The sequence below is a fragment of the Amycolatopsis sp. WGS_07 genome (assembly GCF_045278895.1).
Classification (GTDB): Bacteria; Actinomycetota; Actinomycetes; order Mycobacteriales; family Pseudonocardiaceae; genus Amycolatopsis.
The window spans coordinates 263,037-286,840 of sequence record NZ_CP136053.1; the positions used below are offsets into that span (position 1 = coordinate 263,037).

Genomic DNA, 23,804 nt, shown 5'->3' on the forward strand with positions numbered 1-23,804 from the left:
CCAACCGTCCATAAAGGACCCCATCGCCGCCGGAATGCCCGACTTACATCCGTTTGACTGTTTCCTTCGGTCTGTGAGGGCCGGGCAAGTCAGCCCCCTTCGAGAGTCTTCACCGCGTCAGCCAGCTCGCTCCGTGAACTCACCCCGAGCTTCGGAAAGATCCGATGCAGATGCGTCCCCACCGTCCGATGCGAAAGATAAAGCCGCTGCCCGATCTCCCGGTTCGTCAACCCCTCAGCCGCCAGCTGCGCGATGCTCAACTCGTGCGGCGTCAACCGGTCCCGCGCATCCGGGCTCCGATTCGGGCTCGACTCCCCCGCGCTCCGCAGCTCACGCCGCGCCCGCTCAGCCCACGCCGCCAGGCCGAGTGCATCGAACGTCTCCCGCGCCGTCCGCAGGTGCGCCCGCGACTCGACCACCCGCCGCTGCCGTCGCAGCCACTCCCCGAATGCCAGGTGGACCCGCCCGCGTTCGGCGGGCCAGCCGCTCAAGTCCGCCCCCAGCGCCGCCGTGAACAGGTCTTCCGCGGTTTCCTTCGGCGCAAGCACGGCCCGCGCGTACCGCAAGCCGATGTGCAGCGCCGGGGCCGACGTCGTCGCGGCCAGAAGCTCCAGTTCGGCGAGGATGTCCCGCATCGCCTCCGTCTGTCCGGCCCGGACGGCGGCCTCGGTCAGCTCCGCGACGCAGTACGCGCGCAGCGCCAGCTGGTACGCCGGATCGGCGGGGTCGAGCAGCCGGCGCAGGTCGGCGAACGCGTCCTCGTACCGGCCTTCGCTCAACGCCACCAGTCCGCGCGCGAGCTGGACGGTGGCCAGCACCGGACGGGCACCCGCCGCGAGCCCGGCGCGTTCGGCCTCGTCGGCGAGTGCGTTCGCCTGTTTGTGCTCGCCGCGCAGGGCGGCGATCTCGGCCTGGACCGCCAGCGCCAGCCCGCCCATGAACGGCTGTCCGGTCTCGTGCGCGAGCCGGACCGCCTCCGCCGCCGACGGGGCGGCACCGGCCAGGTCGCCTAGCCGGACCCGGCTCCACGCCTGCACCGCCAGCGCTCGCGGCAGCAACCCGAGCTGGCCTTGCGCCCGCAGGCCCGGGACCGCGGCTGTCGAGAAGCGGGCGGCCAGGTCGAACGCGCCCACCTGCAAGGACGCGCTGCCCAGGTACCGGTCGGTTTCCGGGTCCGCCCCAGCCGCGCCGACCAGAACCTGGAGCCGCTCCAGGACCGCGGTGCCGCGTTCAAAGGGAGCAACGTACGCGGCGACCGCGATGAGGCGCGGATCGTCGGCGGGAAACCGGGCCGCGACGTCGAGCAGCGTCCGGCGGGCCGGGTCGCCCGGTTCAGCCCAGAAACAGCGCATCGCGGCACCCCACAGGATCCGCATCGCCGCGTCGTCCTGGCCGTCGGCAGCGACCGATCGCGCGAGCGCGGCCAGTTCCCCGATCCGGGCGGGATCCTCGCGGACGCCGTCCTCGAAACCGCTGAGCAGCTGGCTCGCGGTGGCCTTCCGGCGAGGGGAAAGCGGGCCGTTCCGAGCATCGCGGACCAGCCGTTCGGCGGTCTCGCGGCGGCCGGATTCGACGGCCAGCCCGGCGGCCCGCAGCAACCGGTCCGCCCGCGCGTCCGGGTCTTCGCTGAGCTGCGCCGCCTGCTCGAGCGCGGCGATCGCAGCGGCCGCCCCGCCCCTCCGGCGAGCCCGGTCGGCAGCCGATTCCAGGGCCGCGGCCACGGTTTCGTCCGGACCCGAGGCCGCGCGGGCTTGGTGCCAGGCTCGCCGATCCGGCTGGTCGCGCACTGTCTCGGCCAGCGCGAGCTGCGCCCGCCGCCGGTCGCCGAGCGTCGCGGCGGCCGGAATGGCCGAGCGCATCAGCGGATGCCGGAACGTCACGCAGCCGACCGCGAACTCGACCAGCCGGGCGTCGGCAGCGGGGCTCAGCACCTCGGCATCGACCGACGTACCGAGCACAATCCCGGTCGCGGCAAGGGTTTCGGCGATCGAGCCGGTTTCGTTGAGCGCCGCGACGAGCAGCGCGGCCCGGGTGGCTTCCGGCAGCGTCGCGACCCGGGAGGCGAACGTGCGCTCCAGCCGTTCGGTCAGCGGCAGGACCGGGTCGAGCACGTCGAGGTCGGCCACCGCGGAAGGAAGCTCGGTCAGCGCGAGCGGATGGCCCGCGGACTCGGCGAGCACCCGCGCCCGGACCATCGGGTCGAGCCGCGGCGCGACCGAGTCCAGGAGTTCCGCGGCCGCGTCGTCGGAAAGGCGGCCGAGCGGCATCAGGGGAAGACCGAGCAGCGGCTCCGAACCGTCTCGAAGCGTCGCGATCAGGGCGATCGGCTCGGTCTCGATCCGCCGGGCAACGAAGGCCAGGACGTCGGCGCTGGCGCGGTCGAGCCAGTGGACGTCCTCGGCGACGACCAGCACCGGCTTCGCGGCGGCGGTGTCGGCCAGCAGCGTCAACGCGGCGAGCCCGACCAGGTAGGCGCTGGGTTCCGGCCCCTCCGCGAGCCCGAGCGCGGTCTCCAGCGCGGCCCGTTGCGGCGCGGGCAATCCGGCCACCCCCGCGCGGATCGGGTGCAGCAGCTGGTGCAGCCCGGCGTAAGCGAGATCCTGCTCCGCCTCGGCGCCCGCAGTCCGCAAGACCCGCATCCCCGCGACCGAAGCGGCGGCGGCTGCCTCGGCGACGAGCGCGGACTTCCCGACGCCCGCCTCGCCCCGGATGACGACGCCGACGCGGCCTTCCGGGCCGCCCACCAGCTCGGTCAGCTCCTTGAGTTCAGCGTCCCGCCCGTGCAGCGTCATGATCCCCGACGATACCGGCAGACGACGTACGCCGACGACGTCGTCCGACGGGCGCGAAGGGCGTCACGACCGCCTTACCTTCAGGCGACAGCGACCCTCCACAAAGGAAAGCGATGAGACGCACCCGAAAACTCTTGTCGGCACTGCCGCTCGCGGCGCTGCTGGTGACCACCGTCACCCAGTTCGCGCCCAGCGCCGCGGCCGCCGAAACCACCGCCTGCACCGCGGTCCCGGTCACCGCGCCCGCTGGCGCGAAGATCGAATCGGTGCAGGCCGAAGCGAAGACCGGCTACTGCCAGATCACCGTCACGCTCACCCACCCCGGGGCGAATGACCACGTCAAGGTCGGGGTAGCGCTGCCGGACACCGGCTGGACCGGCCGGCTGCAGGCGGTCGGCGGGAGCGCGTACGCCGCCGGCGATTTCGGCGCACCGCTGGCCCAGGCCGCCAAGGACGGCTACGCCGGAGTGACGACCGATGCGGGCGTCTTGACCGGGCTCGACACCTCGTGGGCGCTGACCGCGCCCGGCAAGGTCAACCAGCCGCTGCTGACGAACTTCGCCACCCGTTCGGTGCACGAGGCCGCAGTCATCGGCAAGGACGTCACGCAGCGGTTCTACCACCGGCCGGTGACCTATTCGTACTGGAACGGCTGCTCGACCGGCGGCCGCCAGGGCTACTCCGAGGCGCAGAACTACCCCGCCGATTTCGACGGCATCCTGGCGAACGCGCCCGCGGTCCACTGGACCCAGTTCGCGGTGGCCACGCTCTGGCCGCAGATCGTGATGAACCAGGACCACGACTTCCCGAGCGCCTGTGTCTTCACCGCGTTCCGGCAGGCCGCGATCCAGGCGTGCGACGCGAACGACGGCGTCCGCAACGGCATCGTCGACCGGCCGGACGAATGCAGCTACGACCCGCGCGGCCTGATCGGCAAGAAGGTCGTCTGCGACGGCAAGGAGTTCACTGTCACGGCCAAGGACGCCGAGGTCATGCGCAAGATCTGGGCCGGGCCGACCGACGAACGCGGCCGGAAACTGTGGGACGGGCTCCCCAAGGGCGCCGACTTCACCTGGCTCGCCGGAACCGGCGACAGCCCGTACGCCACCGGCTTCCCGGTCGCGGTCAAGTGGGTGCAGTCGTTCCTGGCCAAACAGGCCGACTTCGACGTCTCGAAGCTCACCTACGCCCAATTCGCCCAGGTCTTCCGGCAGTCGGTGCGGGAGTACGACGACGTCATCGGCACCGCGGACCCGGACCTGTCGGCCTTCCGCCGGGCCGGCGGCAAGCTCGTGACCTTCGTCGGCTCGGACGACCAGCTCATCCCGCCCGGCGGCACGCTGCACTACCGCGCCGAGGTCGAACGGGCGATGGGCGGCTCTCACCGGGTGAACGACTTCTACCGGCTCTTCCTGGCCCCCGGCGTCGAACACTGCGGCGGCGGAACCGGCGCGGCGCCCACGAACCCGCTCGGCGCGCTGGTCGACTGGGTCGAGCACGGCAAGGCCCCGGCCACGCTGGCGGCCGCGACCGCGGACGGCAAGCAGACCCGCGACCTGTGCGCGTACCCGCGCGTCTCGCGGTACCAGGGCTACGGCGATCCGGCCGTCGCGTCCAGCTACCGCTGCCGCTGAACCTGTGCCGTGCGTGCCGACCCCAGCGGCACGCACGGCACTTCCCGGCGACGTACAGCAATGCGGTCATCCGACCGACGCGAAGATGATCAACCGCGACCTAGTTTTCTCGCTATGACTCATTTCTTCCGCACCGCAGTCCTCGGCTCGGTCGCTTTGCTGGCCACCGCCTGCTCCGCCGCAGCCGCTCCTGCCACGCCATCGCCCGCGCCGCCGCCTCCCGCCGCCGCTTCGGGGTGGTCGCCCGCGCCCGTCGTCCCGCTGCCGAGCCAGCCGCCGCCGTCGCTCGTCGTCGACGCGCCGCTGCCGGAACAGCTCGCGATGGGACTCGTCGTGCTGCGCTACCGGGCGGAAAACCTCCGGATCGTCCCGGTTTACGGCCCGGCCGCACTCGACGTTTCCCCGCGCATCGGCCACATCCACGTGACGGTCGACGACGCGCCGTGGCACTGGGCCGACGGCAGCGGCGAACCGCTGATCATCCAGGCGCTGCCGCCCGGACCGCACAAGGTGTGGATCGGGCTGGCCGATCCGACGCACAAGGTCCTGGACAGCAAGACCGTGAGCTTCGTCGTGCCGCCGGGCAATCACCACCACTGAGCGGACCGGCAGAATCGGGCGCATGACCGACCGCGCCGATCTCGTCGACGGCAGACTCAAGCTCCGGCATCTGCGTTACGCGGTGGCCATCGCCGAGCAGGGCTCGCTGGTCGCTGCCGGCGAGCGGATGCACGTCACCCAGCCGGTGCTCACCCGCGGGCTGCGCGAACTCGAGTCGATCCTCGGGGTCGAACTGTTCGAGCGCGGCCCGCGGGGGATGACGCCGACGCTGTTCGGCGAGGTGTTCGTCGACCACGCCAAAGCGGTGCTCGCCGAGCTTCGCCAGGCGGGGCGGCATCTCGAAGAACTGGTCGACGGGCACGCCGGCACCGTGACGATCGGCATCTTCCTCGCCGGGGCGAGCGTGCTGCTGCCCCGCGCGGTCGCGCGGGTGAAAGCCGTCGCGCCGGACCTGACCGTCATCATCCGGCACGGCAGCCCGGAAGCGCTGTACGAGGCGTTGCTCACGAACGACGTCGACCTCGTCGTCGGCACCCTCGAACCGGCGAACAACAACCGGCTGCGCCAGCACCACCTCTACTACGAGCCCGCCAGGGTGGTGGCGCGCAGCCAGCATCCCGCGCACCGCAAGCCCGGCCTCACGATCGCCGACCTGATCGACGAACTCTGGTCGCTGCCGCCCGTCGACAACCCGCAGCGGCGGCAACTGGAGGAGCACCTCCTCCGGCGCGGCCTCTCGACCCCGGCCAACCGCATCGAGTGCGGTTCGTTCCTCGCCGTGCGAGCGATCGCGCTGGAGACCGACACGCTCGTCGTGATGCCGCAGCTGGTCGCCGAAACCGAACCGGACCTCGCCGCGCTCCCGGTCGACCTCGGCATCGTGGAGTCGGTCGGCGTCACGCTGCCCGCGGGCAGGCAGCTCACCCCCACGATGCTGCTGATGATGCGAAAGCTGGACGAGGTGGCGGCCGAGATCAGGGCGACTGTCAGCAGCTATACCCAACCGACATAGCCACGCGCCAACGCGGCATTGGACGGGTATGGGCGACGCTTCTAGCGTTTGACCCATGGAAATGAATTCCTCCTGCTGCACCCCTCCCGGTTCCGGTTCGGCCGCCGTGGTGCATCGTCCGAGGCCGACGGTCGGCGGTGGTTTTCAGCTCGTCGACGATTCCGGCAATGCGGTCACCGAGCGTTCCTATTTCGGCAACCACCTCCTGGTCTTTTTCGGGTTCACGAATTGCCAGACCGTGTGCCCGCCCGCTTTGGCCCGGCTCGACCGCGTACTCGACGAACTCTGCGACCACGCGGATCAGGTGCGAGCACTTTACGTGACTGTCGATCCCGAACGGGATACTCCGGAAGTCCTGCACGCGTTTCTGTCCGCCCGGCACCCGCGAATCACCGGGCTCACCGGGCCCGCCAGTGAAATCGAGGCGATGAAGAAGGCGTATCACGTGCACGCCAGCCGGGTCGACACGCCGGACGGCTACCGCATGCCGCACAGCGCGTTCACCTACCTCATGGGCCCCGACGGCGAATACCTCACGCACTTCACCGATCTGGTGGACAGCAAGGACATCACTGCCGCGCTCACCGTTTTCCTGGCCGCCCGATGAGGTCCGCGGCTCCCGACATCTCGGGATATCCGGCGCTGGACGACAAACAGGCGGGACACGTCCAGCACGTGCGCAATCTGGTCGCCCAGCAGGACAATGAGTGGGCGAACATGGGCAGCATGCTGTGGGGCCAGGAATGGACCGACGCCTACCGCTACCAATTCACGCAGATGGCCTACACCCTCGGCTTCGCGCATTTCCATCATCTGCCCGCGGCACCGGGAGCGTTCCGGCCCGCGTTCGAGGAGATCATCCGGAAAATGCAGCTTCCGGAAGTGTGGGCGTACTGGCGGGAGACCAGCCGGGGCAGCCGCCGCAACAATCCGGACATCACCGAATTGCGCGAGGGCTGGCGCGATCCGGTAATGAAGGAAAACATCATGTACAGCGGCCGGTTTTTCGCGATGCTCGGCATGCACAGCATGCTGTTCGACAGCGACCAATACGACCGCGACGGCGCGCTTTCGTTCCGCTGGGACCCGCTGTTCCAGGGGCTCGGCACGGAGATCTACGAGTACTCGCTCAGCTCGCTCGCCGACAACCTGTACTGGCAGATGGCCGAACAGGGCTGGTACGGCATCGTCTGCGAGCCCAACTGCCTGTTCCTCGTCTGCAACCAGTTCCCCATTCTCGGCTTCCGCTTCCTCGACCTGCGCAAGGGCACCTCGGTCGCCGAGGAGGTCACCCAGGCCTACCAGGCGGCGTGGGACCAGCGGGGCATCCTCAACGAATACGGCGAGTACTGGCGGCTCTGGCTGGTCGAGCAGAACCGCCCGGAGATGCCGCTGGAGGGCGGCGGCAACGCCTGGACCGCGCTGAACCTGAACGCGTGGAGCCGCGACCTGGTGCACCGGCTGTACCCGAACCAGATCCGCGACGAGATCCGGCGCACCCCGGACGGCCTCGTCACCCTCGCCGAGCCGACGGTCGCGCTGGAAGCCCGGAAAGCCCGCCTGGCCGGCCGGGAACCGGAGTTCACCCGCGACCTGGACTTCACCTGGCGCGCCCCGGCTTTCGGCTACGTCGCGGCCTGCATGGCCGAGGTCGGCGACCACGAAAACCTGCGCGGCATGCTCGGCTACGCCGACAACTACCTGAACCCGACCTGGGAGAAGGGCGGCCTGTTCTACCCGAGAGAAGACCGTTCGTTCGACGAGAACGGCAACATGATCTTCATGGACCGGCTGACCGGAAACGCGATGCTCGGCTACGCCCGGCTGAATGTCACCGACGGGCTGTGGAAGATGTACCACCACCCCTGGACCGCGGAGCATTTCCGCGAACCGGCCGTGACCGGAATCGACGGCAACGCCGAGTTCCTCCGCGCCTGGTACGACCGGGAAAAGTCGTTGCTGGCACTGACTTTGCGGCCAGTGGCCGGGAAACCGGCCGACGTGACGCTGCGGATCGGCAACGTCGCCCCCGGGCAGCACTGGACGCTGTTCCGCGACGAGGTGCTCGCTGCCGATTCCGCCGGAACGGAATCCCCCAGTCTGCAGACCTGGCGCGAGGGCAACGACCTTCTCGTCACGCTTCCGCTGCCGGTGCGAACAAACCTGACGCTCTGCTTCTGACAGGAGAAACCGTGAAACTAGCCAATGTGGACGGTCGGGCGGTCCTGCTGACCGCCGAGGACGAGGGCATCGACGTCGCCAAGGCGTCCGGCGGCCTCTTCAGCCTCGGTTCCCTCTACCGGAACTGGGACGAATTCCAGACCTGGGCGAAGAAACTCACCGCCAAGCCCGACGTCGTCTTCACCCGTGCCCAGCTGGGTCCGCCTTCGCCCGCGCCGCGGCAGATCGTCGCGATCGGACTGAACTACGACGCCCACGCCGCCGAGTCCGGTTTCGCCGCACCGGACGGGCTTCCGCCGGTGTTCACCAAGTTCGTGTCCGCGCTGACCGGCCCCGACACCGAGGTCGTGCTGCCGCCCGGCGGCAATGTGGACTGGGAGGTGGAACTCGTCGCGATCATCGGCCGGACGGCCTCCCGCGTCGAGGAATCCGAGGCGTGGGACCACGTCGCCGGGGTGACGATCGGCCAGGATCTTTCCGAGCGGATCTCGCAGCTGGCCGGTCCGGCCCCGCAGTTCAGCCTCGGCAAGTCCTTCCCGGGCTTCGCCCCGGTCGGGCCGTGGCTGGTCACGCCGGACGAACTGGCGGACCGGGACGACCTCGCGCTGGGCTGCGCGGTCGACGGCGAGACCGTGCAGGACGGCCGCACCCGCGAGCTGATCTTCCCGGTGGCCAAGCTGATTTCCGAGCTGTCGCGGACGATCACCCTGTACCCGGGCGACCTCGTCCTGACCGGAACCCCGTCCGGAGTGGGCGTCGGCCGCTCCCCGCAACGATTCCTGCGCGCCGGGGAAGAGCTGGTCAGCTGGATCGAAGGGCTCGGCGACATGCGGCAGACCTTCGTCGCGGCGAAGGAAGCCTGACATGGGCATGCACCGGCTGACCCGGGTCACCATGGGCGTCCCGAACGTCGCGGAAACCATTGCCTACTACGCGGATTTCGGCCTCGGCCACGTCGGCGAGGGCAACTTCACCACCCTCGAAGGCGGCGAACAGTTACGCGTCCGGCACGCCCCTTACCGGCAACTGCTCGAACTCGGAGTAGGAGTCGACGACGCCGACGACATCGCGCGAACCGCCGCACGGCTGAACAGCCTCGGCGTGGTCGGCACCGAAACCCCCACGGCGGTCACCGCGATCGGGCCCGTCTCCGGATTCGCAGTCCGCGTCGAGATCGCGCCGCGGATCACGCAGGAACCCGTCCTGGCCACGCCGTACAACGGACCCGGCCGCATCGAACGGTTCGGCCGCGCCCCCGGCGTGCTCCGCACCGGCCCGATCCGGCCGAAGAAACTCGGCCACTGCGTGGTGGGCACCACCGATCTCGACGCCACCATGCGGTTTTTCACCGAGGCACTCGGCTTCAAGGTCAGCGACTACATCGGCGACAAGGGCGCGTTCATGCGCTGCTCCGCCGATCACCACAACGTGCTCGCGCTCGCGGCCCCGGTGAACTTCCTGCACCACACGTCCTGGCAGGTCGACGACATCGACGACGTCGGCCGCGGCGCGGCGGCGATGCTCAGCGGCCATCCCGACCGGCACGTCTGGGGACTCGGCCGCCACCACGCCGGCTCCAATTTCTTCTGGTACCTCAAAGACCCGGCGGGGAATTTCAGCGAGTACTACTCCGACATGGACTGCATCCCCGAGGACGAGATCTGGACGCCGGAGGTTTTCGAAGGCGCACAAGGCTTGTTCAGCTGGGGCCCGCCCCCGCCGCCGTCGTTCCTGGAACCGGACGACCTCGGCGCGCTCATGACCGGTCAGCATTCCCCGCACTGAAAAAGGAGAAAAACATGTCCGAAGAGTTGTATGTCCGGCAGATCCCGGACGACCTGAACATCCGGTTCGTCGAGAACCGCATCGTGATCAAGCGCCCGGCGCAGGAGGTGTACGACTGGGTGACCACCTGGTCGAACCTGCCGAAGTGGCTGCCGATGGCGACGGGCACCGAGGTGAAGCGCGGCACCGAAGGCGTCCCCGCCGAACTCGGCGACGTACTGCTCGAAACCATCCAGCCGGAACTGAACGAGAAGCCGAAGCTCTACACCGTCGTCGCGCGGGTGCCCGGCAAGCTGTGGACCGTCGTCGGCCGCGACGTCCTCGACGACGGCACGCCGGCACCGGCGATGCACGCGATCGCCACCTTCACCACCTTCGACCTCGGCGACGGAACCACGCTCTTCTGCCGCCTGTTCGAGCGCCTGATCCCGCCCACCGAACCGCCCGGCCCGCACCCGGTCGAGGACCCGGCCCGCATCCAGCCCGGCCTGGAACTGATCAAGGCACACGTCGAGGGCACCGCCGCGTAACAGCGGCCGGGCGGGGAACCCTGATTTCGTCAGGGTTCCCCGATCTCTACCGCGTGACGGTGATCGTCGGGCCGCTCAGCGTTTCGTACGAATAATTGTCTCCCACGAACTGGTGCTCGATGCCGTACTGTCCGAGTTGCGCGTTGGCGAACACCCCGATGGAGAAGGTGAAGGTTTTGGTTCCGTTGAGCGGGACATCGCCGATGTCGTAGCGAATGGTGTTGCCGGCCTGGTAGCAGTCCGCGCAGGTACTGACGTCCAGAAGCTGATTTATCGCACCGTTCGCCACGCCGAGGCCCAGCTTTCCGCCTTTCAGCGGATCGGCCTCCGCGTTCGACAGGGTCACCGAGAAGGTCACCGTCGCTCCTGGCGCGACCGTGCCGGGCGCGACGGTCACCGAACTGGACGGGGGCGGTTCCGCGGTCGTTTCGGCGGTGGCGGAAGTGCTCATCGCCACCAGTCCGAGAGCGCACATCGCCGCGACAATAAGTTTTCTCATGCCAGCTGCTCACCCACTCCGTACTTTGACTTCACCCACTCAACGGATCGGCCCGCCGTGGCCGTTCGGAGCATCGCTGTTCATTCTTTCGGCCGCACTGAATTGCGACACCGTGAAGCCGGATTGACCACAGGCGGGGAATACGACCTCCTTCTGGGTCAAACCCCCGACAGGTCGACGTTATCCCGGAAATAATAGCGGGAATCGCGGCACGGGAAAACCAGTCAACTCTGGCTGTCCGGGTCCCCCGCACCGAGCAGCCGCAACCCCTTGTCCAGCGCCGACAGTTCGGCCTCGCCCAGGAAATGCTCGCGGACCGCGCGGGCGTGGGCCGGCAGCGCGTCCTCGTACGCGCGCGAACCCGCTTCGGTCAGGGAAATCCGCATGAGCCGGCCGCGCCCGGCGGTCTCCCGGCCGACGAGACCGCGCCGGTGCATGCGAGCGAGCTGATGCGAAAGCCGGGTCGCGGTCCAGCCCGTCCGCTCGCCGAGCAGTTTCTGGCTCAGCTGCCCGTCCTCGGCCTCGTGCAGGCGCGCCAGGATCTGGAAGTCCGCGCCGGACAGGCCGGTCGCGGCAAACAGATCCCGTTCGACCGCGGCGACCACCGTGCCGCTGAACTGGACGAACGATCGCCACACCTGCTTCTCCCGCGCGGAAAGCGGCTCGCGGCTCATGATCTCCCTCACTGGACTCCGGCTCCTCAGGCAGTGTCGATGCTATGACTTGATACGTCAAGTTGACACATCAGGAGGACGTTATGCAGACAGTGGCGGTTCTCGGAACCGGCGGCGCGGGTGCCGCGATGGCGCGGCGGCTCCGCGAGCACGGCTTCGCCGTCCGCGCGTGGAACCGGACCGAGTCGCGCGCCCGGCCGTTGGCAGCGGACGGCGTCGAGGTCTTCCCGACGGCGGCAGAGGCGGTGCGGTCAGCCGAAGTCGTGCTCGTGACGGTGTTTGACGCGGCGGCGGTGCTGGCGGTGCTGAGCCAGATCGCGCCGGCCCTCGGCGCCGGGACGGTGGTGGCGCAGAGCGCGACCGTCGGCGCGGACATCGACGAGATCGCCGACTCCGCGGACCACCTCGGCGTGACTTTGCTCGACGCGCCGTTCCTCGGCAACCCCGGCACCGCCCTCACGTTCATGGTCGCGGGGGCTCCCGAAGCCAAACAGCTGGCGAATCCGGTCTTCACGGCGCTCGCGTACACCGTCATCGACGTCACGGACCACCCCGGCAGCGCGAGCCGGCTGAAGCTGGCCTGTAATACCTGGCTCTTGGGACTGAACGCGATGGCCGCGCAGGCCGCCGCGCTGACCGAATCGTTCGGCTTGGACGCCCGGCTCTTCCTCCGCGCCGTCGCCGACTCGAACGCCGACAGTGCGTACCTGCACTACCGCGCGGTGCATCTGACCGGCGACTCCGACGAGGTGCTGGTCCCGGTCCGCGCCGCGCTCAAGGACCTCGGCCACATCCGCTCCGCCGCGGCGTCGGCCGGAGTGCCCGATATGCTGCTGGACCCGCTCGCGCAGCTCTACACCCGCGCCACCGACACCGGACTCGGCGACCACGACCTGACCGCGGTCCGCGTCGTACTCGGCGAGAAGCCCGCCTGACGCGCCCGGATCATTCCACCGGAACCCAGTCGCCTCCGGCGGGACGATCGGAGTGGGTGGACGCGCTGGTCATGAATCGCCCCTGGACGACGCGCACCCAGGACCCGTCGAGCGGAAAGACGAGCACGAACTTCGCTCCGTCGTTTCCGCGCACCATCGCGCCCGTTCTCAGGTTTCCGAGGAATTCGATGATGTCTCGTTCGATTTCCGTCGCGAATTCCCGGTATTTCTCCTGGGACAGGTCGTACAGGTCGGTGTCGATGGCGTAGGTGGCACGTTTGCCGGTCACCGGGTCCCGCGCCGCGAACTCCAGCCCGAGCCACCGCCGCGGATCGACGGTCACGGTCGCCTGCCAGGTCTGCCCGGCCAGCTCCCACCTCGACGGGCTGCGGGAGACCACCGTCCACGCGGTGGTTTCCCGCAGCTCGTGAAGGAAAGCAAGCAACTCGGACGTCATGCCGCCGAGTCTAAGCCGCTCGGCTCAACGAACGGTGAACGGCAGGATCGAATAGGAATGCTGGCAGTCCAGCGCCACCCAGTAATTCCCGTTCCCGGCCGGGGTCACGTCCGGCAGCACGGTCGTCCGGACGCTGCCTTCATACGTGTGCGGGTACGGCTGGTACCCGGTCAGCACGTTCGACCACAGCTGGCGCAGCGGACCGTCGTCCCTGCTGCACAGCCAGCTCACCGTGACCGGATCGCCGGGCGCGCCCGAATTCGGGTCGAGAGTGAGCTGCGAAGTCCTCAGCGACGCGGCCGAGGCGGGTGCCACCGCCACGGTCCCGGCCAGCGCCAGTATGCCGAGCACGGCAATTGTTCGACGGATCATGAGCCCTCCCCAGAGTTCGAACCTCCTACGATAGAACCGCTTGTGGAGGTGTGTCCAATGCCAGGGCACCGGTCCGCGAAGTGTGCTCAGCCGACCGGAATCCTCGGCAGCACAAGGCACGGCCGCTGGTTTTCGTTGCTGCGCAAGGTGGTCCGGCCGCTAAAGACCGCGCGGTCGCCGGGCAGCTAGCGTCCGCGACTCAGTCAGCCGGGTCAGCGGGCAACGGCAGCGGGCCGCTCCGGAACAGCAGCGCGGCCAGCACCGCGCTGCCGAGGAAGACCGCCGCCGCGATCCAGAACACCAGGTGGTACCCGGCGAAGGTCGCTTCGGCGGTGGACCCCGGGTGCGCCGCCAGGTATCCGGCGATCGCGGACGTGGCGAGCGAGCTGAACACCGCGGTTCCGATGGACCCGCCGATCTGCTGGGCCGTCGTCACCAGCGCGGACGCCACCCCGGCGTCGTGGGGCCGGACACCGCTGGTCGCGGCGTTCTGCACCGGGCCGAAGATCAGCCCGAAGCCGGCTCCGGTGACGAGCAGGGCGGGCAGGATGTCGGCGGCGTAGCTCGAATCGGCGCCGATTCCGGTGAGCAGCACCATGCCGACGGCGGCGAGGAGGCAGCCGAGCGGAACGAGCGGCCGGGGTCCGGTGCGCGGCAGGAGCACCGCGCCGGAGAACACCGCTCCCGCCATGACCATGCCGATCATCGGAAGGAACGCGACGCCGGTCCGCACCGGGCTGAACCCCAGCGTGTTCGCGAGGTAGAAGGTGAGGAACAGGAAGACCGCGAACATCCCGGTCCCGCAGATGCCCAAGGTCAGATACGCCGCGCCCCGGACCCGGTCCAGGACCACCCGCAGCGGCAGCAGCGGATGCGCGACACGACGTTCGACGACCACGAAGGCGGCGACGAGCACGATGCCCGCCAGCACCGGACCGAACGTGCGGATGTCTTGCCAGCCATGGGTTTCCGCGGTTCCGAGGCCGAAGACGATGCCGATCAGGCCGAGTACGACGACGACCGTTCCCGCGACGTCAAGCCGGACCCGCTGCGGCCGGTCGCCGTCGTGGAGAAGCACCAGCCCGCCGACGAACGCGACCGCGGCGATGATGAGGTTGACGTAGAGGCACCACCGCCACGACAGGCCTTGTGTGAGCACACCGCCCAGCACCAAGCCCACCGCTCCGCCAGCACCGGAGATCGCGCCGAAGATCCCGAACGCGCGGCCGCGTTCCTTCGCGTCGTCGGCGAAAGTGATGGACAGCAACGACAATGCGGCCGGCGCGAGCATCGCGGCGAACGCGCCCTGCCCGATTCGCGCGGCCAGCAGCGTCGCGAAGTTCTCGGCGGCGCCACCCACCGCGGAGGCGAGCGCGAACCCGCCGATGCCGACGAGGAACAGCCGCTTCCGTCCAAAGTAGTCGGCCAGCCGGCCGCCGAGGAGCAGGAGACTGCCGAACGCGAGCGCGTAGCCGGTCAGCACCCATTGCCGGTAGTCGGCCGGGAAGCCGAGGTCGTGCTGCGCGGACGGAAGCGCGATGCTGACGATGGTGGAATCGAGGATGTCCATCAGCTGGGCGAGGCTCAGCACGACGAGGGCCAGCCAGCGATGCTTGTGGCGCACGGCGTTTCCGGGCGCGCTGGGAGGAGCCGACGGGGCGGTCCCGGTCGGCGAGAGGTCAGGATTCATGAAGTTCTCTCGAGTGAGTGAGGGGCTCGTCAGCCGGGCAGCAGCACGAGCTTTCCGCGCACGCGCCCCGATTCGCCGACGCGGTGCGCTTCCGCGACGTCGGCCAACGGGAACGTCTGTCCAACGGGGAGGGTGAACCGGCCGGCTTCGACCAGTTCGCTGAGCTGGGAGAGCACGTAAAGCGCGTGTCCCCCGTCGCCGCGGCTGAACCGCACGCCGTACTGCTGGGAACCGGCGAAATCGGCGAGGGTGATGACGTTTTCCGGGGCGCCCGCGAGCTGGATCAGCTCCGGCAGGACACCGCTCCCGGCGACGTCCAGGGCCAGGTCGACGCCGTCGGGCGCGAGTGCGCGGACCCGGTCCGGCATCCCCGGTCCATAAGCGACAGGTTCGGCACCGAGCGAGCGTAGAAAGTCATGTGTGGCAGGGCTTCCGGTGCCGATCACACGCGCTCCCCTGGCGACGGCGAGCTGCACCGCCGCGCTGCCGACGCTGCCCGAAGCACCGCTGACGAGCACTGTCACCCCGCCATCCACGCCGAGCTGATCAAGCGCCCGCGCGGCGGTCTCGGCGGCGGCCGGCAAGGCGGCCGCTTCGGCGAAACTGAGCGACGGCGGGATGGGCTCGTAGCGGAACAGCACGGTCAATTCCGCTTGTGCGCCACCGGAAACCGCGAAACCGAAGACGCGATCGCCGACGGCGACGTCCGTGACGCCCTCGCCGAGTTCGTCCACGATACCCGCCGCTTCGTGCCCCATGGTCTGCGGAAGTTCCTGGTCCATCAGGCCCTGGCGCTTCTTCCAGTCGCTGGCGTTGATCCCGGCGGCGCGCACCGCGATGCGCACCTCGCCGGGGCCGGGGTGCGGATCCGGCAGATCCACGATCTCGAGGACTTCCGGGCCGCCGAAGCTGCTGAACCGGACCGATTTCACGAGAGGCTCCCTTCCCGGAGAGGCAGGCACGGGAAATCGTGCCCCGCCCAGAGGTTCGCGGACGCCTGTTCGGGATAAGACCGCACGATCGGGTCGGCGTCGATCACCCAGGTCGTGCCGGTGTCGTCGAATTCGCCCCATCCGGGGCCGTCGCCGCGCGCGAAGGCGGTCCAGGCCGCCCGGATCGCCGCCGAGACCGCGACCAGTTCGGCATTGGGTTGCGGCCCCAGCATTTTCTCGACCAACGGACCGGTCAGGTTCCCGAAGGTCAGCGCGACGTCCGCGCCGTGACACGCGCCCAGCGCACCGCCGTTGCCGGGCGCTTCGAGGACGAATTCGTAGCAGAAGGTGCGACCGGCGTGGTTCCGGGCGAGGTTCGCGGAGGGCATCCGGAACAGCCAGTCGGAATGGACCAGTTCGTACAGCTTCTCCGGCGAGGCTTCCGGGAAGGCCGCGCGATACGCCTCGGCGTCCGGAGCCAAGGCGGCGAGCGCGTCCGCCGCCATCTCCGCGGTCACCCGGCCCCGCGCCGCCAGCATCTTCCGGAACTCGTCGCGGGTGTGCCCGACGATCAGTTCGACGTCGCGGGAAGCACCGTCGCGGAGAGCTTCCCAAGGCGTGGCAGGGAGAACGTCCCCGTCGACAACCGGTGCGTACGGCGACACTCCATAGGCGAAGCTGCCCCAGCGATCGACGTATTCGCGCAGATCAAGCTTGCCGACTGCCGCCGCGATCTCGGCCATGACGTCCGCTGCCAACTCGGGCGAGACAAAGGTGCCCAGCACGCTCTGCGCGATCGCCCGATGGAACAGCCTGGCCGCGCGCGGCATCGCAAGCAACGCGGCGACCGCGCCCGCCCCGGCGGACTGACCGAAGATCGTGACCCGCTCCGGGTCGCCCCCGAACGCGGCCGCGTTGTCCCGGACCCACTCCAGCGCCGCGACCTGATCCAGCAACCCGCGGTTCGCGGGCGCCCCGTCGATCTGCCCGAACCCCTCGGCCCCGACGCGGTAGTTGAAGGTCACCACGACGACCTCTTCGGCGAGCACCGCCCCGTCGTAGCCCGGATCGGCCGAGCTGCCAGCCAGGTAACCACCGCCGTAAACCCACACCATCACCGGGCGACGGCCGGACAAGTCGCTGGTCCAGACGTTCGCCGTGAGACAGCCGCGCCCGTCGTCAGGCGGACTCGGCGGCGGTGCCACCGCAGAAGACGGCACCTCCGCCTGCGCCGGAATCGGACCGAACGCCGAGGCGTCGAGCACGTCCGCCCACTCGCGCGGCGGCCGCGGCGCGGCGAAGCGCAGGTCGCCCACGGGCGGCGCGGCGAAGGGAATGCCGCGGAACACCACGCGGGCACCCTCGACGGTTCCGCGCACCCGGCCGTGCGAGGTCGCCACCACCGGGCGCAGGTCGGTCAGTTCGTCCACGAACACCGTTCTATCAACGAACAGTGTTCCTGTCAACGCGCAAGAAACCCCCGGAGACGCCTCCGGGGGTTTCTTTACCGCCTACCGGCGAGCGAGACCGTCGATCATCAGCGCGAGCGAGAAGTCGAACCGATCGTGCCCCTCACCGGCCGTAAGCTGGGCAGCATGGCTTGCGGTATAAGGAAATTCCGCCGCGGGCAACGACTCGAGCCGCCGCCGCATCTCGTCCCGACCCACGATCCACACCGCGTCCTTCTCCGCCACCCTCCGCCGCACGATCGACGCCTCGAGGCAGTACGCGGCCATGTAGAGCAGAAGCGTGTCGACCCCCCACGCCGCAGCCTGCGCCGGGACACCCCCGGTGCGCAGGATCGCCAGCATCCCCTCGTTGAGCCGCGCGGTGTCGAGGTCAGTGGGCGCCACCGCGAACGCGGCTCCGGAGATGCCGGGATAAGCCAGGTAGAGATCGCGGAGCTGGACACAAACGTCGCGAATCTGATCACGCCAGCCCGCCGGATCCGGCTCGGGCAGGACGATCCTCGAGCACAGCCGCGCGATGAGCAGCTCGTCGAGATCGGTCTTGTTGACCACGTGCGCATAGAGCGAGGCGGGCCCGGTGTTCAGCGCGTCGGCCACGCGGCGCATGGACAACGCCTCGTACCCCTCAGCGGCGACGATCTCCAGCGCGGCATCGACAACCTGCTCGACCGTGATCGGCACCGTCCGCCGCCGGGATTTGGAGCTGGCTCCGGAGGTCGGCGACTGATGTCGTGCGGCGCGTCGTTCTTTGGGATCCACCTGGGTACCTTATCGCGGAGTGTTCGTTTGCCGAACGCTGTTCGTCACTCACCCTGCCCGGGCGGGTTCTGCCCGGGGCGACCGGTGCGCCAGGCCACGTAGAGCCCGGTCAGCGCGATGGCGATCAAGGCGATGGACTCAGGCGTGACACCGAGAGCGGTCAGGAGCACGCCGGTCGCGAGCACAGCCACGAAGGCGATCAGGTCAAGGTGCCGTTGCATGCCATCAGCCTTGCGGCCGCCCTTGATCCTTTCAAGAAGCCTGGCAGCTTTCGCGAAAAACTCGCGCCGGCGTATCCGAACTGGCTCGAAATGCGTCTCGGCGAGCAATTCCGGAGACAATAGTTCCGCCCACCAGGCAATCGGTCCACTGTGTTCGGAGAACCATCGGAAAATGCGCGCGAAGCGGCGAGCTGGACCCTAGAACCGGTACCGCAGCACCCGAGTCCCCTGCCGGGACAACGCCGCACTCCACCCCATCACCCGAGTCACTCCACGCAGCGGCTGCGGGAAACAAGCCACCTCCGGAGCCCGCGTGAGCAACTGCTCCTCCGCCAGCGTCAACCCGGCCCGCCACTTCTCCGGCTCGTGCGCATCATCAAACCCCTGCGCCGCCGTGATCCCGATGGCCTTGATCGTCGGGTGATACTTCATCGACCAAGCGGCAAAGCGGGTATAACCGTTAAGCGCAAGTTCCCCAGCACCGAAATGCGCCGTCAACCCCTGCACCATCCGCTGAAACGTGTCCCCCGGCAGAAACGGCAGCACCCCCTCCGCCACGATCATCGCCGGTCGATCGCGCGGCAAGGAAGCGACCCAGCCAGACGAGGTCAAATCCGCGCCAATGCACTGAGATGGAAGAAACTGCGACCGCAAGGCAACAACGTCAGGAAAATCGACGTCATACCAATCAACGCCATCGGGCGGGTCGCAACGGAGCGCCCGAGGATCAAGCCCGCAGCCGAGGTCGACCACGACAGCATCGGGGTGAGCGGAAACGAAAGCCCGAACCGCATCGTCGAGTTTCTTGGCTCGCAAGGCGGTTCCGCAGACGAGGCTGGGTTTCACCTTGAGCCGCGCGAAGTCGTAGTCGATTTCCGCGGCGATCCTGGCGGAATGGACGTCGCCGAGGATCGGGTGCGGGGACTGGGAATCCAGCGCCTTGGCGTGGAGGGTGAGCAGCAGGGTTTCCCGGAGCGGGTCCAAGCGCACGAGAGGTCCTTTACGTTTTCAGGGGATGGCGCGCGGCGAGATCGCGCAGCCAGGTCAGCGACTGCCGCGCGGCGCGGATGCGTTCGGTGTTCGGTCCGCCGCCGGCGAGTTTCATGCCCTCGTCGGCGATGTCTCCGAAGGCGCCAAGGCTGTCGAGCTTGCGCTGGATGACCTTGTGCCAGGCGTCGTCCTCGATGCGGTAATACGTGGTGCGGTCGCCGGGGACGCGGACCTTGCGAATGAGCCCGATGGTGGTCAGGAAGCGCATGTTCGACGTCAGCGAGGCGCGGCTGGCCTGGATCGTGTCGGCGATCTGCCCCGCGGACTGCTCAGGCGGATCGCAGATCATCAACAGGCCGAGGATGCGCCCGGTGATCGGCGGGAGCGCCCATTCCTCGACACAGAACGTCGCCACCCGCTCGACCCACCGCAGCACCTCGTCCTGGTTGTCCTGCTCGGACATTCGCGTCCTCCTCGGCCGGCTCGTCGGATTCCGTCACTCTGTCATGACGGCCTCCCGGCCAGGCACCGGCGTGGCGGCGGGCAGCGGGGCCCGGCGCAGGTGCTGGTCGAACCAGTCGACGGCGAGCGCCATCGCCTCTTCCAGGCCAGGTCCGGTGTAGAGACCGAGCACGTCGTAGGGCAGCACCTCAAGCCGCTTCGGCTCGCCTGCCTTGGCGAACGCGCTCTGCGCCTCCTCCAGCACGTGGTACGGATCCCAGCCGCCGTTGGCGATCATCAGCAGCGGCGTCGGCGCCAGCCGGTGGATCAGGTGCTCCGGCGCGAACGTCAGCAGATGCTCGGTCGAATCGAGCGTTTTTTCGTTGCGGTAGGCGGGAAACATCTCCGCGGCCACGTCCGGCGCGTCCCGCACGCGGTCCCCCAGGCTCAGATGCGGGACCCGCGCGCTGGGCTCGCCCTCGTACCGGCGCTGCCAGTCCTCGTCCAGCTGATCCCGCACCGCGCGCACCCCGGCCCAGCCGGCCAGCCGTTCCAGGAACCGCCACCCGTCCCACACGCTGGGGCTCTGCACCACGACGCACTTCGCCCGCCGATCGAGCACGGCCGCCTGCACCGCGACCGATCCGCCGACGCTGACTCCCCACAGCCCGATCCGTTCCGCGTCGATCTCCGGCCTGCTCCGCAAATACGAGATCGCGCTGCGGAAATCCTCGACCTGCCGTTCGGGATAGTCCTGCCCGCGCGGCTCGCCCTCGCTGCCGCCGACCGTGCGGTAGTCGATCGCCAGCACGGCGAACCCGGCGCGCACGAAGTACGGCGCGAAAACCGCGAGGGCTTCCTTGACCATCACCCCGCTGTGCCCCAGCACCAGGCCGGGAACCGGCCCTTCGGCCTCCGGCAGGTACAGATCGCCCGCGCACCGGGTGCCGAGGCTGAGGAAGTGCACGTGTTCAGGGCTCATGGCCGTTCTCCCTTCTCGTTGCTAGTTATTTCAGTCTGCACTGAAACAACTAGCAACGTCAATCACTCGCCTGGTCGCACATATACAGTTCATCGGTATATGCTTCCCTCATGACAGATGGCGCTATGCGGGAGCCGACCTTCCTGGTCCTCACCGCGCTAGCCGCCCAGCCTCAGCACGGCTACGGCGTACTCCGCGACGTCGAAGCGATCTCCGGCGGCCAGGTCACGCTGCGGGCGGGCACGTTGTACGCCGCGCTGGACCGGCTGTGCGCGGAGGGCTGGGTGGAAGTGGACCGCGAGGAAGTGGTGGACAGCAGGCTCCGCCGCTATTACCGGCTCACCGAACCAGGAGCCGCGCGGCTGACCGCTGAAATCCAGCGACGGCAACGGCACACCACCGCCGCCGAGCAACGGCTTCAGCTGCGCAGCGAGGGAGGATTGGCGTGAAAGACCGTCCGGCGAGAGAGCGGCATTACCGGCGGCTGCTCGCGTTGTATCCGCGCGCGCACCGAGCCGTGCACGGCGAAGAAATGCTGGGAGTGCTGCTCGACGATGCCAAGCCAGGGCTGGCGGAAACCCTGGACCTGCTGCGGGGCGCGGTCCAGGTGCACTGGCGGCACGCGCTCAGCGGACCGGACCGCCGGGACACCCTGGCGATAGTGAGCCTGCTGGCACCGGTGCTCCTGCTGGCCGGATCCGCTGCGACAGTACGGGAAATCCGGGTCGCGGCCGGACTGGAGGCCTGGGCGCCGAGGGTGTGGTCCGGCGCGCTCGCCGACGTTCCCGTGTGGTCCGCGTGGCTGATTGCCTTGGTACTGGGGATATCCGGCCGGCGGCGAGCCTCGGTGACGCTCGCGTGGCTGGCCACCGCGGGCTTGATCGCGGTCGCGATTGTCGATCCGGCGCGGCATTGGCCGGTGGAACTCGTCGCGGGCTGGGTAATGCTGAGCATTTTCGCGGCGGTCGCGATGACCGCGTCGCCCGGTCCACGACGAGGTTTGGCTCAGCTGGGCCGATTGCGCCTGGTCTACCTCGGCGGCACGGTGGCCGTATTAGTCGCTCTCACCACGACCGCGCGAGGCAGGCATCTTCCGCTCGCCGAGCTGATCCAGCTGGCGGTGCTCGTGGTGGGCGTCGGCGCGGCCTGCCGGCTTAGTACGCGAAGCGGCCGTCGCGCGGCGATGATCCTTCTCGTACCGCTCATCGCAGTACCGATTGCCGCCCGGGTACCCGTGGGTGCTTACTCCGCCTTCATTTACGCCACACCGGTGGTCGTCGCGGTGGGGATTGCCGTTGCGCTTCACCGGTTCGACCGGTGCCTGCCACGGCGGATCCACAGCCCGGCACCGCCGAGTCCGGCGCCGCCCAGCCAGAACAGGGGCTGATGGCTCAGGCCGGTCATGATGCCGACCGCGATCAGTCCGGTCGCCAGCAGCATCGCGAGCGCGAGCAAGGCGTGCCGCCGGATGGCCGGATCGCGGACCCAGCCGTCGACCGCGCTCGCCCAGTCCTGGGCCGGTTCGCCGTTCTTCTTCGTGTCGGCACGGGGCATCGTCGCGGTCCCTCCGGGTCAGTGCGGTGTCAGCTACTGAACGCTCGGAGAAGCACGGATCTCATGGAACAGCACGGCCCCCGGGAGTTCCCCAACTCCCGGGGGCCGCACTCGCTCATCTCCTTTACCCCCTCATCAAGGGCTTCCTGCACCCGGATCAGCCGACCCTGGTTCCCTCGATACGAGGAGCCTTGCACTGTCCGCTACGCGGACCCGGTCAGCGAGTCAGGAAGCTCGAGGGCCGCGACATACCACTTCGCGTCCCGGTCTCCGGACACCGCCGCGCGGTGCCACCACACGGCCGCGTCCTTCGGTCGGTCTAGCAGTTCCAGCAACTCCGCGACTCGGCGAGCCGCATCGCCCCTCCCCTTCTCCGCCTCCTGCACGCAGCGAGCCAGTTCGGTGTGGGGCCATCCATCGTGATCAGCCGGGCAAGCTCCGGCGGGACAGCCCCCGCCGGCACCGCGCACCCGCGCGGCATCCGCGTCCGCCGCATCGAGTGCGACGCGAATGCCGCGCAGGTGCGCGTTCCTGGACAGCTGATCGTGCCGAGTCAGGGCGTCGACGTTGTCGTGACTGAGGCCTACGTCCACCGCACCGCCCTTTCTCTTCTCATGCCAGGGTGGATGCCAGCCTCCGCAACTGCTTCCTGGCGCTCGACAAATAATTGCTGACCGTGCCCGGAGCCAGCTTCAGCAGCGCGGCGATCTCCGCTGCCTTGAAGCCGCCGACCTCGCTCAGGAAAAAGATCTCCCGGTGCCGGTCGGGAAGGCGCCGCAAGAACTCCAGCACCACGGCACGGTCGCCATTCCGCTGTCCCGGATCCAGAATCGCGACCTCTGGCTGCGCGGCCCGGACGATGAGCTTGCGCTCCCGGGCCTGGCGCCGCCGGTGATCGAGAAACAGATTCCGGACCACGGTCACCACGTATCCGATGCTCCACGGTCCTTCCGCATTCCCGGCCAGGACAATCGTCCACATTTTGACGAAAGCGTCCTGGACCAGGTCCTGCGCGAGTGCCGTGTCCCCTTCCGTGAACCTCTTCGCCGCGCGCAGCGCCGCGTCGTAGGCCTCGTCAGCGAACGCATCGAATGCTTCGCGAACCTTCATCCGGTCGCCGCTGCCGCCGCAGGGGGCGGCCGGCACGCACGACCAGCCGCCCGGAGACCCGTGGCACGGGAATTCTCCGGGCTCACCACCGGCATTACTCATCACCGGCGAACTCCTCACTCGCGGAACTGGCCCACCCGCCCGGGTGACGGGCGGGGAGGCAATTAGCTCCTCACCCCTCTAACGTCCGGGCCGCCGAGAACTTCACCCTCGGCCCGACCGTC

27 protein-coding genes are annotated in these 23,804 nt (G+C 69.0%); 11 read left to right on the top strand and 16 right to left on the bottom strand.

The genetic code is table 11. The annotated features are described in order from the left end of the window. Nucleotides 1-89 precede the first annotated feature (89 nt). On the bottom strand, nucleotides 90-2,792 hold the full coding sequence (locus tag RPX00_RS01120; RefSeq protein WP_406636549.1) for an AAA family ATPase: 2,703 nt from the start codon (nucleotides 2,790-2,792) through the stop codon (nucleotides 90-92). A gap of 113 nt (nucleotides 2,793-2,905) precedes the next feature. On the opposite strand from RPX00_RS01120, the gene RPX00_RS01125 reads away from it, so the two are divergent. The 8 genes from RPX00_RS01125 to RPX00_RS01160 all read left to right on the top strand — a co-directional run bounded on the left by RPX00_RS01125 (nucleotide 2,906) and on the right by RPX00_RS01160 (nucleotide 10,495). Next, entirely contained in the window at nucleotides 2,906-4,426 is a 1,521-nt protein-coding gene (locus RPX00_RS01125; RefSeq protein WP_406636551.1) for a tannase/feruloyl esterase family alpha/beta hydrolase, read from the top strand. A gap of 114 nt (nucleotides 4,427-4,540) precedes the next feature. Beyond that, on the top strand, nucleotides 4,541-5,026 hold the full coding sequence (locus RPX00_RS01130; RefSeq protein WP_406636553.1) for a DUF6130 family protein: 486 nt from the start codon (nucleotides 4,541-4,543) through the stop codon (nucleotides 5,024-5,026). A 22-nt stretch (nucleotides 5,027-5,048) separates the two neighbouring features. Continuing rightward, entirely contained in the window at nucleotides 5,049-5,999 is a 951-nt protein-coding gene (locus RPX00_RS01135; protein WP_406636555.1) for a LysR substrate-binding domain-containing protein, read from the top strand. A 55-nt stretch (nucleotides 6,000-6,054) separates the two neighbouring features. Continuing rightward, a complete protein-coding gene (locus tag RPX00_RS01140; protein ID WP_406636557.1) occupies nucleotides 6,055-6,606 on the top strand; it encodes an SCO family protein in 552 nt (183 codons plus the stop codon). After that, nucleotides 6,603-8,180, top strand: a complete 1,578-nt coding sequence (locus RPX00_RS01145) for a hypothetical protein (protein ID WP_406636559.1) — start codon at nucleotides 6,603-6,605, stop codon at nucleotides 8,178-8,180. Before RPX00_RS01140 ends, RPX00_RS01145 begins: the two co-directional genes overlap by 4 nt. 11 nt (nucleotides 8,181-8,191) lie before the next feature. Further along, nucleotides 8,192-9,043 (top strand): fumarylacetoacetate hydrolase family protein, encoded by an 852-nt coding sequence (locus RPX00_RS01150; RefSeq protein ID WP_406636561.1) that lies wholly within the window; start codon nucleotides 8,192-8,194, stop codon nucleotides 9,041-9,043. A 1-nt stretch (nucleotide 9,044) separates the two neighbouring features. Continuing rightward, nucleotides 9,045-9,965, top strand: a complete 921-nt coding sequence (locus tag RPX00_RS01155) for a VOC family protein (protein WP_406636563.1) — start codon at nucleotides 9,045-9,047, stop codon at nucleotides 9,963-9,965. Between the two features lie 14 nt (nucleotides 9,966-9,979). Further along, nucleotides 9,980-10,495 carry an SRPBCC family protein gene (locus RPX00_RS01160; protein ID WP_406636565.1) on the top strand — a complete coding sequence of 172 codons (516 nt, stop codon included), beginning with the start codon at nucleotides 9,980-9,982 and terminating at the stop codon, nucleotides 10,493-10,495. Between the two features lie 46 nt (nucleotides 10,496-10,541). Here RPX00_RS01160 and RPX00_RS01165 read toward each other — a convergent pair whose 3' ends face one another. Together RPX00_RS01165 and RPX00_RS01170 are read right to left on the bottom strand one after the other, a co-directional pair. After that, on the bottom strand, nucleotides 10,542-10,994 hold the full coding sequence (locus RPX00_RS01165; protein ID WP_406636567.1) for a hypothetical protein: 453 nt from the start codon (nucleotides 10,992-10,994) through the stop codon (nucleotides 10,542-10,544). A 224-nt stretch (nucleotides 10,995-11,218) separates the two neighbouring features. Then, a complete protein-coding gene (locus RPX00_RS01170) occupies nucleotides 11,219-11,680 on the bottom strand; it encodes a MarR family winged helix-turn-helix transcriptional regulator (protein WP_406636569.1) in 462 nt (153 codons plus the stop codon). 71 nt (nucleotides 11,681-11,751) lie between these two features. Between RPX00_RS01170 and RPX00_RS01175 the strand changes: the two genes are divergently transcribed. Beyond that, nucleotides 11,752-12,603, top strand: a complete 852-nt coding sequence (locus tag RPX00_RS01175; protein ID WP_406636571.1) for an NAD(P)-dependent oxidoreductase — start codon at nucleotides 11,752-11,754, stop codon at nucleotides 12,601-12,603. 10 nt (nucleotides 12,604-12,613) lie between these two features. Here RPX00_RS01175 and RPX00_RS01180 read toward each other — a convergent pair whose 3' ends face one another. From RPX00_RS01180 to RPX00_RS01225, 10 genes are all read right to left on the bottom strand, one after another. Further along, complete coding sequence (locus tag RPX00_RS01180; protein WP_406636573.1) at nucleotides 12,614-13,060, bottom strand: hypothetical protein; 447 nt, start codon at nucleotides 13,058-13,060, stop codon at nucleotides 12,614-12,616. Nucleotides 13,061-13,084: 24 nt separating this feature from the next. Further along, on the bottom strand, nucleotides 13,085-13,432 hold the full coding sequence (locus RPX00_RS01185; RefSeq protein ID WP_406636575.1) for a hypothetical protein: 348 nt from the start codon (nucleotides 13,430-13,432) through the stop codon (nucleotides 13,085-13,087). Between the two features lie 199 nt (nucleotides 13,433-13,631). Then, complete coding sequence (locus tag RPX00_RS01190) at nucleotides 13,632-15,122, bottom strand: MFS transporter (RefSeq protein ID WP_406636577.1); 1,491 nt, start codon at nucleotides 15,120-15,122, stop codon at nucleotides 13,632-13,634. Between the two features lie 29 nt (nucleotides 15,123-15,151). Beyond that, nucleotides 15,152-16,054, bottom strand: a complete 903-nt coding sequence (locus RPX00_RS01195; protein WP_406636579.1) for an NADP-dependent oxidoreductase — start codon at nucleotides 16,052-16,054, stop codon at nucleotides 15,152-15,154. Next, nucleotides 16,051-17,484 (bottom strand): carboxylesterase/lipase family protein, encoded by a 1,434-nt coding sequence (locus RPX00_RS01200; protein ID WP_406636580.1) that lies wholly within the window; start codon nucleotides 17,482-17,484, stop codon nucleotides 16,051-16,053. Before RPX00_RS01200 ends, RPX00_RS01195 begins: the two co-directional genes overlap by 4 nt. Before the next feature lie 81 nt (nucleotides 17,485-17,565). Then, entirely contained in the window at nucleotides 17,566-18,282 is a 717-nt protein-coding gene (locus RPX00_RS01205) for a TetR/AcrR family transcriptional regulator (RefSeq protein ID WP_406636582.1), read from the bottom strand. 44 nt (nucleotides 18,283-18,326) lie between these two features. Continuing rightward, on the bottom strand, nucleotides 18,327-18,611 hold the full coding sequence (locus RPX00_RS01210; protein ID WP_406636584.1) for a hypothetical protein: 285 nt from the start codon (nucleotides 18,609-18,611) through the stop codon (nucleotides 18,327-18,329). 90 nt (nucleotides 18,612-18,701) lie between these two features. Next, on the bottom strand, nucleotides 18,702-19,493 hold the full coding sequence (locus tag RPX00_RS01215) for a class I SAM-dependent methyltransferase (protein ID WP_406636586.1): 792 nt from the start codon (nucleotides 19,491-19,493) through the stop codon (nucleotides 18,702-18,704). 10 nt (nucleotides 19,494-19,503) lie between these two features. Next, a complete protein-coding gene (locus RPX00_RS01220; RefSeq protein ID WP_406636588.1) occupies nucleotides 19,504-19,956 on the bottom strand; it encodes a GbsR/MarR family transcriptional regulator in 453 nt (150 codons plus the stop codon). A gap of 33 nt (nucleotides 19,957-19,989) precedes the next feature. Then, the gene (locus RPX00_RS01225; RefSeq protein ID WP_406636590.1) at nucleotides 19,990-20,916 is read right to left on the bottom strand and encodes an alpha/beta hydrolase; all 927 of its coding nucleotides are present in this window, start codon (nucleotides 20,914-20,916) and stop codon (nucleotides 19,990-19,992) included. A 110-nt stretch (nucleotides 20,917-21,026) separates the two neighbouring features. On the opposite strand from RPX00_RS01225, the gene RPX00_RS01230 reads away from it, so the two are divergent. Together RPX00_RS01230 and RPX00_RS01235 are read left to right on the top strand one after the other, a co-directional pair. Further along, nucleotides 21,027-21,365 (top strand): PadR family transcriptional regulator, encoded by a 339-nt coding sequence (locus tag RPX00_RS01230; protein ID WP_406636592.1) that lies wholly within the window; start codon nucleotides 21,027-21,029, stop codon nucleotides 21,363-21,365. Continuing rightward, a complete protein-coding gene (locus tag RPX00_RS01235) occupies nucleotides 21,362-22,303 on the top strand; it encodes a hypothetical protein (protein WP_406636594.1) in 942 nt (313 codons plus the stop codon). The genes RPX00_RS01230 and RPX00_RS01235 overlap by 4 nt, the downstream gene beginning before the upstream one ends. Here the strand turns inward: RPX00_RS01235 and RPX00_RS01240 are convergent. From RPX00_RS01240 to RPX00_RS01250, 3 genes are all read right to left on the bottom strand, one after another. Continuing rightward, nucleotides 22,219-22,470 (bottom strand): hypothetical protein, encoded by a 252-nt coding sequence (locus RPX00_RS01240; RefSeq protein WP_406636596.1) that lies wholly within the window; start codon nucleotides 22,468-22,470, stop codon nucleotides 22,219-22,221. The two genes, RPX00_RS01235 and RPX00_RS01240, sit on opposite strands and share 85 nt — an antisense overlap. Nucleotides 22,471-22,673: 203 nt before the next feature. Beyond that, nucleotides 22,674-23,063, bottom strand: coding sequence for a hypothetical protein (locus tag RPX00_RS01245; protein ID WP_406636598.1), 390 nt, complete (start codon nucleotides 23,061-23,063; stop codon nucleotides 22,674-22,676). Nucleotides 23,064-23,082: 19 nt separating this feature from the next. Further along, the gene (locus RPX00_RS01250; RefSeq protein WP_406636600.1) at nucleotides 23,083-23,580 is read right to left on the bottom strand and encodes an RNA polymerase sigma factor; all 498 of its coding nucleotides are present in this window, start codon (nucleotides 23,578-23,580) and stop codon (nucleotides 23,083-23,085) included. Nucleotides 23,581-23,804: the final 224 nt, after the last annotated feature.